Below are 17,512 nucleotides of genomic sequence, written 5' to 3'. Positions count from 1 at the left end.
CACCGGCCCGTCCGCATCCGCCATCGCGTGTTCACCGGGGGTTCGGGGCGCGGTCGCCGGGTGAGGGCTGTACGCCGGGCAGGATCCTCGGCAGACTGAGCGCCGGCCACCCAACGACGATGGTCGATGTCATGTCCGGTTCGCTCAAGGAGGACCCCTTGACCCCGTTCCGCGCCGCCGCCACCCGCGTACGCCGCGCCCTGGCCGCGTCCGCCCTGGTCACCGCCCTGGCCGCCGTCGCGCTCGTCGCACCGGCCGCCGTCTCCACCCGACTCGCCGAGCCCGCCCGGGCCGCCGTCTACAGCTCCTGCACGCTGTCCCGCTGCGCGGACGCCCGCACCGCCCGCTCCGGCTGGTCGGCGAAGAGCTTCCCGACCAGCCGCGGCTGGTACTCGTGGAGCGGCGGCACGTGCAACTTCGCCGGCGGGCAGTTCTACAACCGCGAGGGTCAACTGCCCGCCAACGCCACCTACTACGAGTACGACGTCTACCCGCGCGCCTGCAACGCCTCCCGTGACGCGTACCGGATCGTGGTGAACAAGAGCACCGGGACGACCTGGTTCTCACCCGACCACTACGCCAACTTCTACCGGCTCTGAGTCGTACCGGCTCTGAGCTTGTGCCGGTACCGGCACTGACGCACGTCGACGCCGGCCGGGCGCCCGCTCCGGCCGGCGCCGACCGGAAAGGACGGATCGATGGGCGCAGCGTCCCCGCAGCCGCCGGCCTGGCTCACGCTCGACCCCGACTCCGCGCCCGAGCCGGCAGGCGTGCCGGTCCCCGGTGCGGCCACCCGCACCCGGGCGGCCCTGCACGACACGCTCGCCGTGGCGATGTCCCTGCCCGACTGGTACGGCCGCAACTGGGACGCCCTCGCCGACGCCCTGGCCGACGTCCTCACCGACCGGATCGGGCCGGACCCGTTGACCCTCGTCGTGCGGGACGCGGCGAACCTGCTCGCCGACGAGCCGCCCGCCCAGCTCGGCACGTTCCTCGACGTGCTCGGCGCGGCAGCCGCCGGTGGTCATGCCAGCCTGCGGCTGGTGCTGCGCGACACCCCCGAGCGGCTGTCCGCCCTGCGCGACCGCATCGCCGCCGCCCTGGGCGGTCACGTCGGCGCCCCCGAAGCCACCTGACCACGCCCCCCGTCGCCTCCCCGCCGCTCGCGTGCCCGCTCGCCGTCCGCCAGCTCGGGGAAGTGGCGTGCTCGGGTGGTCGTGGATGCCGCCACTTCGGCAAAGTGGCGCCAGTTCGGGCCGTGGTGTGGCTGCTCGGCCGGATTCTCGCCGGCTCGGGCGGCCCGACAAAACCCCTTGATCACGCCGAGGAGACGCCCCGGTGGGCGGGCGACCTCGGTGATCATGAAGTTAGCGCAGTCCGGGAGCGCTCTCCGGGCAGCTAACTTCATGATCAACGGGGTGAGGATGGGGGTGGTGGGGTGGGGGTGGGTGGGTCAGGTTGGGGGTCGAGGATGGCGCTGAAGCGCTCCTCGGCCAGGTCCAGCTGGGCGAAGATGTGCTGCTTGACCGGCGCCGACAAGGGGGTGTCCGGGCGGGCGACCAGCTCGCGGAAGACCGGCACCAGCGGGCGGTACTTGGCGGCCGACCGGGCTACCTTCGGTCCGACGGTGTGGATCACGCCCACGCCGTTGTCGGTGAAGTCCGACACCTTGATCACCCGGGCCCAGGGTTCCCGGTCGAGGCTGGCCGCCACGTGTTCCCGGTACTGCGTGTGCCGGTCCCGGCCCGGATCGTACGCCGGGTTGGTGACCGCCGCGACGAGCCGGGCCACCCGCGGGCCGAAGCGGTCGGCGAGCGTGGCCAGCGCCGCCCCGGTCACGTCGTCGCCGGCGTCCGCCGCGGACGCCGGCACGCCGGCCAGCTCGGCGGGGTGGTCCTCCACCGCGTCGTGCAGCAGCCCCGCGACGATCACGTCGACGTCCCGGACCTGGTAGTGGTGCATCATCCGGATCGCCACCCGGAGCAGGTGGTTCAGGTACGGCTCGCGGACCCGCCGGTCGTCGCGGTGCAGGTCGGCGGCGAGGTCCAGCGCCTCGGTCAGCCGGGCGCGCGCGGCGTCGTCGAACGCGGCGATCTCCAGCCGGAAGCGGGCCAGCAGGCCGGGCTCGCCGTGGATCTCGGTGATCGCGTGCATCGGCATGGTGGCGAGGTACGCGGGGAAGTCCATGGCTCCCTTATAGCTGATCTTCGCTGGAGGCCGCCGTCGACTTCCCGACGCCGGGACCCTCGGCCACGCCGTGATCCTTTGCGACGCCGTGATCCTTGGCGCCGCCGTAACCGATGAGCCGCTTGGCCAGGCGTACGCAGGTGCCGTCCGGGGTGCCGACGATTGTCGCCTCGTCCATCACCCGGGCCATGATCAGCCGCCCGCGACCGCGGTCGCTGCCGTCGCCGCCGTCGGTCGGCCGCCAGCCACCCTGGTCGCGTACCTCGATCTCCAGCCGGTCGTCGCGCAGCTCGACCTGGACCGTGGTGATCCCCTCGGGGGCGAAGCGGTAGCCGTGTTCGATGGCGTTGGCGCACGCCTCCCCGGTGGCGATGAGCACGGTCTCGACGTCCCACTCGTCGACGCCGTGCGCGTGCAGCCAGCCGCGCAGCCGCTCCCGGGTGGGCGCCAGCAGGCCGGGGTCGGCCGGCAGGTCGATGGTGAGGACCCGGCCGGTTGTCCCACCCGTCACGTCCGGTCCTCCGTCCCGTGCCCGTCCCCGGGCGTGGGCGCCACTCGCGCTGTCACCGACTGTTCTCACCCTCCTGTCCCCGATGGCCACTGTTTCATGCCATCGGCGACCGGGATCGTCAAAGGTGATCATCGCGCATCGCGGCCGGCGTGTCAGCCGACACCCCCGGGCGGGCCGCCGGCAACAGCCCGACGGGACGCCGCCGACATCCGGACGGGAGCCGCCGACCCCCCGACGGGAGCCGCCGACCCCCCGACGGGTGGGTGCCGCCGGCGTCCCGGGCGGGGGACGCCGGCGGCGTGGGCGCGACCGGTCAGAGCGGCAGCCGGCCCGCCCCGGCCCAGGCGTCGACGACCGGCGGGACCAGCGGCGTCGGCAGCGGCGGGGTGGCCCGCAGGGTGGGCGTCCAGCCGGCGTCGCCGCCGAGGTCCGGGTCGTGCGCGGCGTTGTACGCGGCCCGCAGGTCCACCGGCCGGGGGAGGTGGCGGCCCTGCTTCACCCAGCTTCCGCGCTCGGTCAGCGCGGTGCCGCCCCAGTCGTGGATGAGGTCCGCCGGGTCGACGTCGTCGGTGAGGGTGAAGAAGTTGTTCTGCGCGTAGATGGCGGACTGCACGCCGACGCCGAGGGCGTACTCGAAGCCGGCGCCGCCGAGCCGGTAGTGGTTCTCGTGCACGTCCACCTGGCCGAACCGCACCCGGGGCAGCCGTTGGAGGTCGCCGTCGAAGAGGTTGTGGTGCACGCTGACCTTGAGCCGGCCGACGTCCGGGCCGACCGTGTTGGAGGAGCCGATCAGCATCAGCTTGTCCCGGCCGGTGAACCGGTTCCAGGAGGCGGTGACCAGGCTGGCGGTGTGCGTGACGTCGAGGGAGCCGTCGTGCACCTGCCAGGGCCGGCCGAAGTAGATCGGCTGGGCGCTGTCCGGGTTGTCGCCGTCGGTGAACGTGTTGTGATCGACCCACACGTGCTCGCTGCGGCGTACCGAGATCTGGTCGTACTGGGAGTTCCAGTTGCCGGTGTCGCCGTCGTCGGGGGACCAGGCCGGGAAGCAGTCCCGGGCGTCGTCGAACGTCAGGTTGCGCACGATCACGTTGGCCACCCGGTCGATCATCAGGGTGAGGCCGGTGAGCCGGGCGCCGCGCAGCCCGACGATTGTGGTGTTGGACCCGACGTTGATCTGCGTCTGCCGGGTCTGGTTGGCCACGGACCGGACCCGGGCCGCCTCCAACGGGCCGCTCGGGTCCACCCGCCCCCAGACCGCCGGGTCGTACGCGGCCAGGTAGGCCGGCAGCGTGTACTCCGGGTCGGCCAGGTCGGCGCAGTCGAGCGGCGTGTCGTCGGCGCCTTCGAAGCCGTCGATCGTGCCGGTGACGTACACCATCTTCGGGGTGGCGTCGGTGGCGTTCGTGGCGTTGTCGCCGCCGAGCGCGGCGACCAGCTCGGCCCGGGTACGCACGACGCGGGTCCGGTCGGCGGTGGCCGCGCCGCCGCCGGTGGTGCCGGCGCCCTCGGCGGCCCAGCCGTCGTTTGCGGGTAGGGCCTGGCGGCCGATCAGCTCGGCCGCCCGGGACGGCTTGGCGGGTGCGGCCGGCGCGGGCGCGGCGACGGTGAGGGTGAGCGTGGCGGCGAGGGCCGCGACGCCGACTGTTCGGGTACGCATGGCTCGGTTCCGTCCTGTCAGGTGGTGGGAAGGTGCACGTCGTGGGGTCGGACCGCCCAGGGCACCCCGGCCTCGGACGGCAGTACGCCGGTCTCCGCCGCCGCGCGCAGCACCGCGTTGACGCCCCGGATCACCCGCACCCGTTGCGGGCCGTCGCCGACGGCGCGCACCGGGTCGCCGTCGAGCCGCGTCGGTTCCGGCGCGTCCCGCAGCGCGTCGAGCACCGCGGTGAACGGCTCGGTACGCGCCAGCGGCGCGATCAGCGGCACGCCCGTGGCGCGGTGGTCGAGCAGGTTCGCCAGCAGTCCCTGCCGGCCGGGCACGGTGCGCGGGTGGGTGTCGCCGGGCAGGCGCAGCCGGTCGGTCGGGTATTCCAACACCGCCCGCCCCCGCTCGCCGGTGACCAGCACGTCGCCGGCGACGTGCTCCTCGGCGGCCAGGGTCAACGCGGCCAGCACCGGCGGGCCGGCGTGCGGGGTGAGCCGCAGGATCGTGGTGTCGTCCACCTCGATCGGGCGGACCCGGTAGCGCTCCACCTCGATCCGGGTCGGCCGCACCGGCGCGCCGGTCACCGACTCGGCCACCGCCAGGCACTGCATGACGGCGTGCGCGAGCGGGTTGGCGAGCGCCCCGTCGACCGCCGGCCGGCCGTCCACCGACCGGCGGCCGGCCCAGGGCGAGCGGGCGTAGTAGGCGTCCGGACGCTGCCAGGCGGCGACCGTCGCGATGCCGGTGACCGGGCCGAGCCGCCCGGCGGTCAGCGCGCCGGTGAGCGCGGTCAGCGCCGCCGAGCCGAGCGCCTGGAAGTTGACCTGCACGGCCCGGCCGGCGGCGGCGGACGCGGCCCGCAACGCGCGGTGTTCGGCCAGGTCGAGCACCGGCGGTTTCTCCAGCAGCAGATCCGCGCCGGCGGCGAGGACGTCCCGCGCGATCGGCAGGTGGGTGTGCGGCGGCGTGCACACCACCACCGCGTCGGGGCGGGACGCGGCGAGCATCGCCAGGTGGTCGGTGAAGATCCGCGTCCCGGGTGGTGTCGGTGCGTCCGGCTCGTCCTCCGGCGGTCGTACGTCGACGAGGGCGACCAGGCGCAGCCGGCCGGCGGCGTGCAGCGCGGCGATCACCCGCCGGTGCCAGCGGCCGTGCCCGTTCACCCCGACGAGCGCCACCCGCGGGGGCCCGCTGCCGCTCACCGGGCCACCCCCGGCGGGCCGCCGCCGGCCGGACCAGCGCCGCCGGATCGACGCGGGAACCCGCCCGTCACCGGGCACCGGCCAGGGTGGCGCGGACGCCGTGTCGTTCCAGCGCGGTCAGCCAGCCGGTCACGGCCGCGCGGAATTCGTCGTCGGCGGCCAGGTCGGCGGGGATGACCTCGCGGACCGCGAAGATCGCGTCCACCACACCGGCCGGGGTGTGTCGGCCGTCGGCGAGCGCCGCGCGCAGCCGGTCGGCGAGCGGGTCGTCGAGCGGCAGCGGGCGGCCGTCGTCGGTGTGGCCGAGCAGGAACCGCAGCCAGGCCGCGACCACGAGCGCGCTCCACCGCGCGGACCGGCCGGCGGCCCGCAGGTCGGCCGCCGTGTGCAGCACCCGCTGCGGCAGCTTCTGCGAACCGTCCGAGGCGACCTGCGCGGTGCGGTAGCGGATCGCCGGGTTGCCGAAACGGGCGAGCACCTGCTCCCCGTAGTCGGGCACGGAGACGCCGGGCGGCGGGGTGAAACTCGGCGCGATCTCCTCGGCGACCAGCCGGCGCAGCACCGCGTCCAGGTGCGGCAGCGCCAGCGCGTCGACCACCGTCTCCGCGCCGGCCAGCGCGCCGAGGTACGCGGTGGCCGAGTGCACGCCGTTGAGCGCGCGCAGCTTCAGCCGTTCCCACGGGCCGGCGTCGTCGGTGAGGACCGCGCCGGCCCGTTCCCAGGCGGGTCGGCCGCCGGGGAAGTCGTCCTCGATCACCCACTGCGACCACGGCTCGGCGGCGACCGCCGCCAGGTCGGTGACGCCGAGCGCCAGGCGTGCGGTGTCCCGGGTCTCGTCGGTGCTGGCCGGCACGATCCGGTCGACCATGGTGCCGGGGCAGGTGAGCTGGGCGGCCACCCGGTCGAGCGTGGCGTCGGGCACCCGGGCCAGGGTCAGGCACTGGTCGACGAGCGAGCGCAGCCGGCGGCCGTTGGCGGGCAGGTTGTCGCAGCTCACCAGGGCAATCGGCCCGGCGTCGGCGGCGGCGCGGGCGAGCAGCCCGCGCGCCAGCAGCCCGGGCACGGTGCGCGGCGGCCGGTCGGTGGTGAGGTCGGCGGTCAGCTCCGGGTCGGCGGCGAGCGCGCCGGTCACCGGGTCGAGCTGGTACGCCTTCTCCGTCACGGTGAGCGTGACCACCCGGATCGCCGGGTCGGCGAGCAGGCGCACCACCGCGTCCGGGTCGCTCGCCGCGTGGCGTACCCCGGCCAGCGCGCCGATCACCCGGGTCGACGCGCCGTCGGCGGTGAGCGTGGTGACGCTGAACAGCGCGTCCTGGGCGGCGAGCGCCTCCACCACGTCGGTGCTGCGCGGCGCGACGCCGATGATGCCCCAGTCGCCGCCGGCCGCGCCGATCGCCGCCTCGGTGTGTACGGCCTGGTGGGCGCGGTGGAACGCGCCGAGCCCCAGGTGCACGATGCCGGCCGGCACGGTGCCGGGGCGCACCAGCGGCCGGCTCGCCTCGGGCAGCCGGCGCAGCGTGGCCAGGCCGAGCCGGCCGGTGTCGACGGTCACCGCCATGCCGGCCCCTCGGGGAAGCGGAACTCCGCGATCGACTCCGGCCGCATGGTGGCGCTGTAGCCGGGCGCGGTGGGCAGCAGGTAGCGCCCGCCCCGGGTGCGGACCGGGTCGACGAAGTGCTCGTGCAGGTGGTCCACGTACTCGACCATCCGGCCGTCCAGGCCGGTGCTCACCCGCAGGTGGTCGAAGACGGCGAGGTGCTGCACGTATTCACAGAGCCCGACGCCGCCGGCGTGCGGGCAGACCGGCACCCCGAACTTCGCCGCCAGCAGCAGCTCGGCGAGCACCTCGTCGACGCCGCCGACCCGGCACGCGTCGACCTGCATCACGCCGATCGCCTCGGCCTGGAGCAACTGTTTGAAGATGACCCGGTTGGCGGCGACCTCGCCGGTGGCGACCCGGCACCGGCCGCCGGACAGCTCGGTCACCGCGCGGGCGATCCGGGCGTGGCCGAGCACATCGTCGGCGTGCGTGGGCTCCTCGATCCAGTACGGGTCGACCTCGACGAGCACCGCCATCGCGGCGATCGCCTCGTCGACGTCCCAGACCTGGTTGGCGTCCATCATCAGCAGCGCGTCCGGGCCGATCTCGGCCCGGATGATCCGGGCCCGTCGCAGGTCGTCGTCGAGCCGTCCGCCGACCTTCATCTTCATCGCGCGCCACCCCTGGGCGTACGCGTCGCGGGTCAGCGCCCGCACCTGCTCGTCCGGGTAGCCGAGCCAGCCCACCGACGTGGTGTACGAGGGGAAGCCGTCGCGTTCGAGCGCGGCCAACCGGTCGGTGAGGCCGTCGCGTCCCTTGTCGAGGAGGGCGGCTGCCTCGTCCGGGGCGAGCGCGTCGGTGATGTGGTGGAAGTCGACGGTGGCCACCAGCTCGTCGGTGGGCATCTCGGCGAGGTACCGCCACATCGGCTTGCCGGCGAGCTTGGCGCGCAGGTCCCAGACCGCGTTGACAAGCGCGCCGGTGGCCATGTGGATGACGCCCTTCTCCGGGCCGAGCCAGCGCAACTGCACGTCGGCGCTGAGCGAGCGCCAGAACGCCACCGGCTCGGCGGCGATCTCGGCGACGGTGCGCCCGCGCACGTGGTGGGCGAGGGCCCGCACCGCGGCGCAGGTGATCTCGTTGCCCCGGCCGTTGGTGAAGGTGAACCCGGCGCCGGTCGGCCCGCCGTCCGTGGTCAGCTCCACGTACGTGGCGGAGTAGTCGCCCCGGTTGATGGCGTCCGATCCGTCGCCGCTGGCGGCGGTCGGGAAGCGCACGTCGTGCACCGTGACGTCGACGATCCTGGTCACGCGCGGTCACCTCCGAACTTGAAGACCTGCTTGGGCAGCCGGTAGGCCAGGTCGACGATCGTCTCGGCGGCCTCGTCCGCGCCGAGGCGGTGCTCGGCGACCAGGCGGGCCAGGAAACCGGCGTCGACCCGGCGGGCCACGTCGTGGCGTACCGGGATGGAGCAGAACGCGCGGGTGTCGTCGACGAACCCGGCCGTGTTGTAGAAACCGGCGCTCTCGGTGACCGCCTCCCGGAACCGGCGCAGCACCTCCGGCGAGTCGAGGAACCACCAGGGCGCGCCGAGGCGCAGCGCGGCGTAGCCGCCGGCCAGGGGCGCCAGCTCCCGGGTGAAGGTGTCCTCGTCGAGCGTGTAGAGCACCACGGTCAGCCGCGGGTCGTTGCCGTGCGCGTCCAGCAGCGGCGCCAGGCCGTGCACGTAGTCGGTGGCCTGCGGCACGTCGCCGCCGACGTCGCGGCCGTGCCGGGCGTACAGCCAGCGGTTGTGGTTGCGCACCGCGCCGGGGTGCAGCTGCATCACCAGGCCGTCGTCGAGCGACATCCGGGCGAACTCCAGCAGCATGTGCGCCCGGAACGCCTCCGCGTCGCCCGGGTCGGCCAGGCCGCGCCGGCCCTTGTCGTAGAGTGCCGCGGCCTCCGCCGGGTCGAGATCGAGGGTACGGGCGGTGGGGTGCCCGTGGTCGGAGGAGGTGGCCCCGGCGGCGGCGAACGCGGCCCGGCGCTGCCGCAGCGCGGCCAGGTAGCCGGCGTACGTGCCGGTGTCCTCGCCGGAGACGTCGGCGAGCCGGTCCACGTTCGCCGCCCAGCCGTCGAACTCCATGTCCACCACGTCGTCCGGGCGGAACGTGGTGACCACCCGGCCACCCGGCCCACCCCAGCCGTCGGCGGCGAGCTTGGCGTGCCGGCCCAGGTCGTCCAGGGGCGACTCGGTGGTGGCGAGCACCTCGATGCCGAAGCGGGTGAACAGCTCCCGGGGCCGGAACGCCGGCTCGGCGAGGCGGGCGGCGAGCGCGTCGTAGACGGCGTCGGCGGTGGCCGGGCCCAGCGGGGTGTCCACGCCGAACACGTTGCGGAACGTCTGTTCCAGCCACAGCCGCGACGGGGTGCCCCGGAACAGGTGCCAGTGCGCGGCGAACCGCCGCCAGATGGTGCGCCCGTCGGTCTCGACCGGGCTGCCGTCGACGCTCGGCACGCCCAGGTCGGCCGGCGGCACGCCCTGGCTGAGCAGCATCCGGGTCAGGTAGTGGTCGGGCACGATCAGCAACCGGGCCGGGTCGGGGAACGGGCGGTCCTCGGCCAGCAGCGCCGGGTCGACGTGCCCGTGCGGGGAGATGATCGGCTGCTCGGCGGCCAGGGCGTACAGCTCGCGCGCCACGGCGCGCTGGCCGGGTTCGGCGGGCAGCAGCAGATCGCTGGGGGAGATGATCGGCACGGGTGCGGGCTCCTCGGTCAGGGCAGGGTGAGCAGGTCGGCGACCCGGACGGGCGCGCCGGTCTCCAGCGAGCGGTTGGCGGCGAGGCCGGTGAGCAGGGCGAGCGCGCCGTCGTACGCGGTGGCGGCCCGGCCGAGCGGGTCGGCCTCGCCGCCGAGCAGCACCCGGGTCATCCGGGTGTCCGCGCCGCCGTGCCCGCGCCGGGTCCAGCCGTCCACCGGGATCTGGACCGGCGGCTCCCAGAACGGCCGCAGGGTGAGCCGGGCCTCGCCGCGTTCCACGGCGGCCTCGTCGCCGTGCAGCGCCGCGCCCTTGAGCGCGGACGCGTCGCCGGGGCTGACGTGGTCACTCTCGGTCACTTCCAGTTCGAGGCGGCCCCGGCTGCCGTTGACCATCACCCGGTAGCCCTCCCAGGGGGCGTACGCGGTGAGGTGGTAGGTCATGGTGGCGCCGGTGGAGTAGCGGGCCAGCACGGCGAGGTCGTCCTCGATGGTCACGCCGGGGGCGAAGACGTTGCGGTCGCGGTGGTAGCCGTCCTCGGCCTCGGCGTCGAGGTAGAGCTCGCGCAGCCGAGGGTGCTCGGCCAGCCGCAGCGCGAACGGGTCGTCGGCGGCGGCCGGGGCGCCGTGCGCCCGGTCGTAGTCGCGGGCGTAGCCGTGCCGGCGGCCGGTCTCGCCGTAGAAGAACAGCCGCCCGGCCGCGTGCACCTCGACCGGGCGCGCGTCCAGCCACCAGTTGACCAGGTCGAAGTGGTGGCTGGCCTTGTGCACCAGCAGTCCGCCGGAGGTGGCCTTGTCCCGGTGCCAGCGGCGGAAGTAGTCGGCGCCGTGGCGCACGTCGAGCAGCCACTCGAAGTGCACCGACCCGATCTCGCCGACCGCGCCGTCGGCGAGCAGCCGCCGGAGCTGTTCGTGCAACGGGTTGTAGCGGTAGTTGAACGCGACGGTGACCTGCCGGCCGGTCTCCGCGACCGCGTCCAGGATGCGCCGGCAGCGGGGCGCGTCGACGGTCATCGGCTTCTCGGTGATGACGTCACAGCCGGCCCGCAGGGCGGCCACCACGTACTCGTCGTGGGTGACGTCGACGCTCGTCACCAGGACCACGTCGACGCGCTCCTTCGCCAGCATGGTGGTGAAGTCGGCAGCGGCGTACGTGGGCACCGGCGGCTGGCCGAGCTCGGCGAGCCAGCGGTTGTGCGCGTCCATCCGGGTCTGGTTGACGTCGGCCAGGGCGACCAGCTCGGTGGTGTCGGCGTGGTCGAGCGCGAGCGCGCGGACGAACATCTCGGCGCGCGCTCCGGCGCCGACCAGGGCGTGGCGGACCCGTCTCCGGGCCGGTGATGACATGACGTCGGCCTCCCGCGGTGCTGCAAAGGTTTGCAGCCGAAGAAACCATGCCGGGCGACGCGTCGTCAATGGTCGATGGCTTTCCCGTACCATGAATCCTGATTCGTGTGGTTATATCCGCCCACCGGGCGTGCGGTTGAAATCGATCCGTAACAATGAGGCGTTGACACCGGAGCAACCGTTTGCATTAATTGGCGGCACCCGTGACCCCCACCACATCGGACCAGGGAGCCGCCGTGCCAGCCACCATCCGGGACGTCGCCCGGGCCTCCGGCGTGCACATCTCCACCGTCTCCCGCACGTTCTCGGCCCCGCACCTGGTCAACCCGGAGACCCGGGGCCGGGTGCTGGCCTGCGCGGAGGACCTCGGCTACCGCCCCAACCGGGCCGCCCGCGCCCTGATCACCGGTCGGACGCACAACATCGGCCTGATCGTCGCCGACATCGCCAACCCGTTCTTCCCGCCGCTGATCAAGGCGGCGGAGGGGCAGGCCCGGCACCGCGACTACCACGTGTTCGTGGCCGACACCAACGAGGACGTGATCGCCGAGGAGGACCTCGTCCACGCCCTGGCCAAGCAGGTCGACGGCGTGCTGCTGTGCAGCCCGCGGATGAGCAACAGCCTGATCGAGCAGGTCAGCCGCGAGGTCCCGGTGGTGGTGATCAACCGCCAGGTCGCCGGCCTGCCCTGCGTGATGATGGACGTCGGGCAGGGCGCCCGGTCCGCGATCGAGCACCTGCTCGGCCTCGGCCACCGGCGGATCGCGCTGCTCGGCGGCCCGCGCGGCTCGTGGACCGCGCGGGAGATGCGCCGGGCCGCCTCGGCCGCCGCCCGCAGCGGCGGCGGCGAGCTGACCCTGCTCGGACCCAACCAGCCCACCGAGACCGGCGGCGGCGCGCTCGCCGAACCGGTACGCCGCAGCGGCGTCACCGCCGTGCTCGCCTACAACGACCTGATGGCGCTCGGCCTGATCGAAGGGCTCGACGCGCTGGGGCTACGGGTGCCGCAGGACGTCAGCGTGGTCGGCGTCGACGACATCGCGCTGAGCCGACTCACCCGCCCCAAGTTGACGACGGTGGCCACGCCGACCGCGGCCGCCGGCCGGACGGCCGTCGACATGCTGCTGCAACTCGACTCCGACGCGCCGCGCGGCGCCCGGGGCCGGGGCGCGGCGGCCGGCGACCGTCGCACCACCGCACAGGTAATGCTCCAGACCGTACTTGTCGTCCGCGACTCGACCGGGCCCGTGCCCGAGCCCGGTCGGGACGGCGCCGGGACCTGACCGGGTGGCCCGGGCCCGCATAGCGGTGCGGACCCGGGCGGCCCGTGGACGGCCACCGGTGACGTCGTCGCCTCCCACAGCCGAGGAGTGAGCGCAGATGCACCCCGCAACGTCCCCCACCGCCGGCGCACCCGCCGGGCGGAATCACCGTACCCCCCTGTCCCGACGTCGATTCGTCCGCGGCCTCGCCGCCGTCGCGCTGGCCGCGCCGCTCGCCCTGGGCGCCGCCGCCTGCGGCGACGACGGCGGCGGCGGTGACGGCGGCCAGGTCAAGCTCTCCATCTTCTGGTGGGGCGGCGAGGCCCGGGCCAAACTCACCGAGGACGCCCTGGCCCTCTACACCAAGAAGCACCCCGAGGTGACCTTCGAGAAGACCTGGCAGGCCAACCAGGGCTACTTCGACAAGCTCGCCACGCTCACCGCCGGCGGCAACCCGCCCGACCTGTTCCAGATCGACGACAACTACCTGGCCGAGTACGCCGGCCGCAGCACCACGCTCGACCTGGGCAGCTACCGCGACTCCGGCAAGCTCGACGTGTCGAAGTTCCCCAAGAGCCTGCTGGAGTACGGCGTGGTCGACGGCAAGCTCGCCGGGGTGGCCGCCGGGGAGAACACCCAGGGCCTGGTCTACAACAAGACGCTGCTGGTGGAGAACGGGCTGCCCGAGCCGACCACCGGGATGAGCTGGGAGGAGCACATCGCCTGGGCCGAGCAGGTGGCGAAGAAGACGAAGGTCCCGGGCACCCAGGACCCCAGCGCCGACTACAAGGCGCTCTGGGTCTGGTTGCGCCAGCAGGGCAAGGATCTCTACCAGGGCAAGGAGCTCGGCTTCACGGTCGAGGACGTGACGAAGTGGTTCGAGCTGTGGAAGGGCGCGCGGGACTCCGGCGCCACCCCGCCCGCGGACGTCATCCACGAGGGCAACGCCAGCGACGTCACCAAGCAGCTCGTGGTCACCGGCAAGGCGGCCACCTCCTGGGCGTGGGTCAACCAGATGCCGGACCTGAAGAAGAACACCAAGAACGAGCTGGGCGTGGTGGCGTACCCGGGTGACCCGAGCGGCCAGTGGGCCCGCGCCTCGATGTACTGGTCGGTGTTCAAGGGCAGCAAGCACCGCGACGCCGCGGTCGACGTGATCAACTTCCTGAACAACGACCCGGAGGCGGTCGCGCTGCTCGGCACCGACCGGGGCCTGCCGTCCAACATGGACCTACGGGCCAAGGTCAGCGAGACCGCCACCGACCCGGCGATGAAGCAGTCCATCCAGGTCGAGTCCGACCTGGCGCAGAAGTTCGGCCCGTCCCCGCAGGTCCCGATCAAGGGACACAGCAAGGTCAAGTCCGAGCTGACCAAGGCCGCCGAGAACGCCCAGTACGGCCGGGCCACTCCGGCCCAGGCCGCGGAGCAGTTCGTCACCGCCTGCAAAGCCGCGATCGCCTGACAACCCGCCGCCGAGAAGAAAGGAACCGGCCCGTGGCCCTCACCACGGCGCCCGGCCGGACCCCACGAACCGGACCGGCCGGCCCCCGCCCCACGCGGCGCGGGGCCGGCCGGGCCCGGCTCGGTGAGGGCCTGGCAGGGTACGTCTTCCTCTCGCCCTGGCTCATCGGACTGATGGGCATCACGGCGATCCCGATGCTGCTCTCGCTCTGGCTGAGCTTCACCGACTACGACATCCTCACCCCGCTGTCGGAGGTGCGCTGGGTCGGGCTGGACAACTACGAACGGATGTTCACCGCCGACCCGTCGTACTGGCACGCCGTGCGGGTCACGCTGACGTTCGCGCTGGTCGCCGTACCGCTGAAGCTGGCCGCCGCGCTCGGCGTGGCGCTGCTGCTCAACCGCGCCTGGCGCGGCGTCGGGCTGTTCCGCGGCCTGTTCTACCTGCCGTCGCTGCTCGGCGGCAGCGTGGCGCTCGCCATCGTCTGGGTCAACATGTTCAACCGGGACGGCGCGTTCAACTCGTTCCTCGCGCTGTTCGGCATCGAGGGGCTGCCCTGGGTCGCCGACCCGGACTGGGCCCTGCAGACGCTCATGGTGCTGGCCATCTGGCAGTTCGGCGCGCCCATGGTGATCTTCCTGGCCGGGCTCAAGCAGGTCCCCACCGAGCTGTACGAGGCGGCGGCCGTGGACGGCGCCGGGGTGTGGCGGCGCTTCCGCGCGGTCACCCTGCCGATGCTCTCCCCGGTGATCTTCTTCAACCTGGTGCTGGAGACCATCCACGGGTTCCAGGGCTTCACCGCCGCGTTCGTGCTCAGCAACGGCACCGGCGGCCCGGTCGACTCCACCCTGATGTACACGCTGAAGCTCTACATCTCCGGCTTCACCGACCTGGAGATGGGCTACGCCTCGGCGATGGCCTGGGTGTTCCTGCTGGCCATCGCGCTCATCACGGCCGTGTTCTTCAGCACCGGCCGGTTCTGGGTGCACTACTCGGACGGAGGGGACGACTCATGACCGCGGTGACCGCCGTCGCCGGCCGCCGTCGCCCGCGCAACCGGCAGACGCTGCGCCTGCTGGTGCTCGTGGCGATCGTGGCGGTGGTGCTCTACCCGCTGATCTGGATGCTCGGCACCTCGGTCAAGTCGCAGGCCGAGATCGTCAACAACATCGGCCTGCTGCCGGAGACGTTCACCCCCGGCAACTACGTCGACGGCTGGACCAACTTCGACGTCAGCTTCGGCCGGTTCTTCCTGAACAGCGCCATGGTCAGCCTGCTCACCGTGGTCGGCAACGCGCTGTCCTGCCTGCTCGCCGCGTACGCCCTCGGGCGGCTGCGGTTCCGGCTGCGCAAGATGTGGTTCGCCGTCATGATCGGCACCCTGCTGCTGCCCGGGCACGTGCTGATCGTGCCGCAGTACATCCTGTTCCGCAGCCTCGGCCTGGTCGGCGGCGACTGGCCGTACCTGCCGTTGCTCATCCCGCACTTCCTGGCCACCGAGGCGTTCTTCGTCTTCCTCATGGTGCAGTTCATGCGCGGCATCCCGCGCGAGCTGGACGAGGCCGCCAAGATCGACGGCGCCACGCCGTACGGCGTGTTCCGGCACGTGATCCTGCCGCTGAGCCGGCCCGCGCTGGTCACCACCGCGATCTTCTCGTTCATCTGGACCTGGAACGACTTCTTCCGCCAACTGGTCTTCCTGTCCACCCTGGAGGACTACACCGTTCCGGTGGCGCTGACCCTGTTCATCGACTCGACGAGCCAGAGCGCGGTCGGCCCGATGTTCGCGATGTCCGTGCTGTCCCTGCTGCCGGTGTTCCTGTTCTTCCTCGCCTTCCAGCGGATGCTCGTCGAGGGCATCAACACCAGCGGGTTGAAGGGATGAGCGCCGACCGCCCCCGCCGGGACTGGCGGGACACCCTCGCCGAGGCGACCGACCTGGCGCTGCTCGGCTTCGCCGTGGCGCTCGCCGCGCTGCCGGTGCTCACGCTCGCCCCGGCGATCGCCACCGCCAGTGCCGCGCTGCACGACCGCGCGGTCACCGGGTCGTGGCCCGCGGCTCGGACCACCCTCACCCGGTTCGGCCGGGCGCTGCCCGCCGGCCTCGCCGCCAGCGCCGTCGCGCTCACCGTCGCCGTGGCGCTCGGCGCCGACCTGCTCGCGCTGGCCACCGGCCGGGCACCCGGCGGCGGCCCCGCCCTGGCCGTCACCGCCGTCGTGGCCGCGGCCCTGCTCGGGTACGCCGGCCTGGTCGCCGTCGCGATCGGGCGCACCGGCGGCCGGGGCTGGCGGGCCGCCGCCCGGCACGTCGCCCGCACCTGCCCGCAGCGGCCCGGCGCGTGGGCCGCCGCCGCCGGGACCTGCGGCCTGGCCGTGCTGCTCGCCGCGCTCGTCACCCCGGTCGCGGTGCCGATCCTCGGCGGGTACACCCTGGCCGCGCTGCACGCGATCGACGTCCGCCTCGCCGACCGTCAAGCGGCCCTCGCCGGTGCCCTCGGCCGTCCGGGCGGCGCGCCGGAGCCGGCGCGGGCCCACCACCCGGCAGTCGGACCGGAGGCGTCGTGACCGCCGATCCCCGCGCCGCCGCTGCCGGGACGGACGCTGCCGCCACCAGGACGGACGCTGCCGCCACCAGGACGGACGCTGCCGCCACCAGGACGGACGCTGCCGCCGCCGGGACGGACGCTGCCGCCGCCGTTCCGGACGCGGCCCGGGCCGGCACGCCGGACGCCGCCGCGACTGGTGCGGAGCGGCTGGTCGTGGCGGGGGTGGAGGTGGCCCGCTACGTGGTCCGGCCCGACCTGGACCCCCGGCACGGGCCCCGGCCCTACCTGCACCCGGTGCGGACCCGGGCCGGCGTCCCGGTCACCGACGCGCTCCCCGCCGACCACGTCTGGCACCTCGGCGCGTCCCTCGCCGTGCAGGACGTGGCCGGCGCGAACCTGTGGGGCGGCCGGACGTACGTGCGCGGCACCGGCTACACCTGGCGCGACGACCACGGCGTCATCGCCCACACCGGCTGGCGGGACCGGGCCGCCGACCGCCTCGACCACGACCTCGAATGGCGGGACGCGGGCGGGCGGCCGTTGCTGCGCGAGCATCGCCGGCTGACCGCCGCCCCGGCCGGCGACGACGCCTGGTGGCTCGACCTGAGCGCCACCCTCACGTCCGCCACCGGCGGCGACGTCCACCTGGGCAGCCCGGCCACGAACGGCCGACCCGGCGGGGCCGGCTACGGCGGCTTCTTCTGGCGGGTCGCGGCCGGGCCGGAACCCCGGGTGCGCACCGTGGACGCCGCCGGCGAGGAGGCGGTCAACGGTTCGGCCGCGCCCTGGCTGGCGCTGTTCGGCACCGGGTCCGGCGGCGGCGCGTACACGCTCGTGTTCACCGGCCTCGGGCCGGGCGACAGGTGGTTCGTCCGGACGGCGATGTACCCGGGCGTCTGCGTCGCGTACGCCTTCGACCGGCCGGCGGTGGTCGCCGTCGACCGCCCCCGCCGCAACCGGCACCGCGTGCTCGTCGTCGACGGTCACCTCGACCCGGCGGACGTCCCGGCCCGGCTGGCCGCGAAGGCCACGTCGTGACCGGCCCGGCCCGCCGTGCAGGCCACCTCATGA

General features: G+C 74.1%; 16 protein-coding genes. 8 read left to right on the top strand and 8 right to left on the bottom strand.

The genetic code is table 11. From position 1 onward, the window contains the following. The first annotated feature begins 158 nt into the window (after positions 1–158). On the top strand, positions 159–599 hold the full coding sequence (locus O7613_RS11650; protein ID WP_282293792.1) for a ribonuclease domain-containing protein: 441 nt from the start codon (positions 159–161) through the stop codon (positions 597–599). A 99-nt stretch (positions 600–698) separates the two neighbouring features. Beyond that, positions 699–1,136: a barstar family protein gene (locus O7613_RS11645; RefSeq protein ID WP_281588834.1), complete on the top strand. Its 438-nt coding sequence runs from the start codon at positions 699–701 to the stop codon at positions 1,134–1,136. Between the two features lie 274 nt (positions 1,137–1,410). Here the strand turns inward: O7613_RS11645 and O7613_RS11640 are convergent, their stop codons facing one another. The 8 genes from O7613_RS11640 to O7613_RS11605 form a co-directional block, all read right to left on the bottom strand. Beyond that, complete coding sequence (locus O7613_RS11640) at positions 1,411–2,187, bottom strand: HD domain-containing protein (protein WP_282293790.1); 777 nt, start codon at positions 2,185–2,187, stop codon at positions 1,411–1,413. A 7-nt stretch (positions 2,188–2,194) separates the two neighbouring features. Next, complete coding sequence (locus O7613_RS11635) at positions 2,195–2,698, bottom strand: ATP-binding protein (RefSeq protein WP_282293789.1); 504 nt, start codon at positions 2,696–2,698, stop codon at positions 2,195–2,197. Between the two features lie 313 nt (positions 2,699–3,011). Then, positions 3,012–4,355 (bottom strand): polysaccharide lyase family 1 protein, encoded by a 1,344-nt coding sequence (locus O7613_RS11630; protein ID WP_282293788.1) that lies wholly within the window; start codon positions 4,353–4,355, stop codon positions 3,012–3,014. A 17-nt stretch (positions 4,356–4,372) separates the two neighbouring features. Continuing rightward, a complete protein-coding gene (locus O7613_RS11625) occupies positions 4,373–5,545 on the bottom strand; it encodes a Gfo/Idh/MocA family oxidoreductase (RefSeq protein ID WP_282293787.1) in 1,173 nt (390 codons plus the stop codon). A gap of 67 nt (positions 5,546–5,612) precedes the next feature. Then, positions 5,613–7,103 carry a mannitol dehydrogenase family protein gene (locus O7613_RS11620; protein ID WP_282293786.1) on the bottom strand — a complete coding sequence of 497 codons (1,491 nt, stop codon included), beginning with the start codon at positions 7,101–7,103 and terminating at the stop codon, positions 5,613–5,615. Further along, the gene (locus tag O7613_RS11615) at positions 7,094–8,395 is read right to left on the bottom strand and encodes an enolase C-terminal domain-like protein (RefSeq protein WP_282293785.1); all 1,302 of its coding nucleotides are present in this window, start codon (positions 8,393–8,395) and stop codon (positions 7,094–7,096) included. Before O7613_RS11615 ends, O7613_RS11620 begins: the two co-directional genes overlap by 10 nt. Continuing rightward, positions 8,392–9,825 carry a glucuronate isomerase gene (gene uxaC, locus O7613_RS11610; RefSeq protein ID WP_282293783.1) on the bottom strand — a complete coding sequence of 478 codons (1,434 nt, stop codon included), beginning with the start codon at positions 9,823–9,825 and terminating at the stop codon, positions 8,392–8,394. Before uxaC ends, O7613_RS11615 begins: the two co-directional genes overlap by 4 nt. Before the next feature lie 17 nt (positions 9,826–9,842). Beyond that, positions 9,843–11,171: a Gfo/Idh/MocA family oxidoreductase gene (locus tag O7613_RS11605; protein ID WP_282293782.1), complete on the bottom strand. Its 1,329-nt coding sequence runs from the start codon at positions 11,169–11,171 to the stop codon at positions 9,843–9,845. Between the two features lie 236 nt (positions 11,172–11,407). Here O7613_RS11605 and O7613_RS11600 point away from each other — a divergent pair, with 236 nt between their 5' ends. The 6 genes from O7613_RS11600 (at position 11,408) to O7613_RS11575 (ending at position 17,479) form a co-directional block, all read left to right on the top strand. After that, positions 11,408–12,454 carry a LacI family DNA-binding transcriptional regulator gene (locus O7613_RS11600; RefSeq protein ID WP_281588850.1) on the top strand — a complete coding sequence of 349 codons (1,047 nt, stop codon included), beginning with the start codon at positions 11,408–11,410 and terminating at the stop codon, positions 12,452–12,454. A 97-nt stretch (positions 12,455–12,551) separates the two neighbouring features. Beyond that, positions 12,552–13,895: an extracellular solute-binding protein gene (locus O7613_RS11595; RefSeq protein ID WP_282293781.1), complete on the top strand. Its 1,344-nt coding sequence runs from the start codon at positions 12,552–12,554 to the stop codon at positions 13,893–13,895. Between the two features lie 32 nt (positions 13,896–13,927). Further along, the gene (locus tag O7613_RS11590; RefSeq protein ID WP_281588854.1) at positions 13,928–14,911 is read left to right on the top strand and encodes a sugar ABC transporter permease; all 984 of its coding nucleotides are present in this window, start codon (positions 13,928–13,930) and stop codon (positions 14,909–14,911) included. Beyond that, the gene (locus O7613_RS11585) at positions 14,908–15,780 is read left to right on the top strand and encodes a carbohydrate ABC transporter permease (RefSeq protein ID WP_281588856.1); all 873 of its coding nucleotides are present in this window, start codon (positions 14,908–14,910) and stop codon (positions 15,778–15,780) included. The genes O7613_RS11590 and O7613_RS11585 overlap by 4 nt, the downstream gene beginning before the upstream one ends. After that, positions 15,777–16,460 carry a hypothetical protein gene (locus O7613_RS11580; RefSeq protein WP_282293779.1) on the top strand — a complete coding sequence of 228 codons (684 nt, stop codon included), beginning with the start codon at positions 15,777–15,779 and terminating at the stop codon, positions 16,458–16,460. Before O7613_RS11585 ends, O7613_RS11580 begins: the two co-directional genes overlap by 4 nt. Then, positions 16,457–17,479: a PmoA family protein gene (locus O7613_RS11575; protein ID WP_348775406.1), complete on the top strand. Its 1,023-nt coding sequence runs from the start codon at positions 16,457–16,459 to the stop codon at positions 17,477–17,479. The genes O7613_RS11580 and O7613_RS11575 overlap by 4 nt, the downstream gene beginning before the upstream one ends. Positions 17,480–17,512: the final 33 nt, after the last annotated feature.

Source organism: Micromonospora sp. WMMD975, from assembly GCF_029581215.1.
Taxonomy (GTDB): domain Bacteria; phylum Actinomycetota; class Actinomycetes; order Mycobacteriales; family Micromonosporaceae; genus Micromonospora.
Note: the sequence above shows the minus strand (reverse complement) of the source record. Positions and strands in the feature narration are given on the sequence as shown.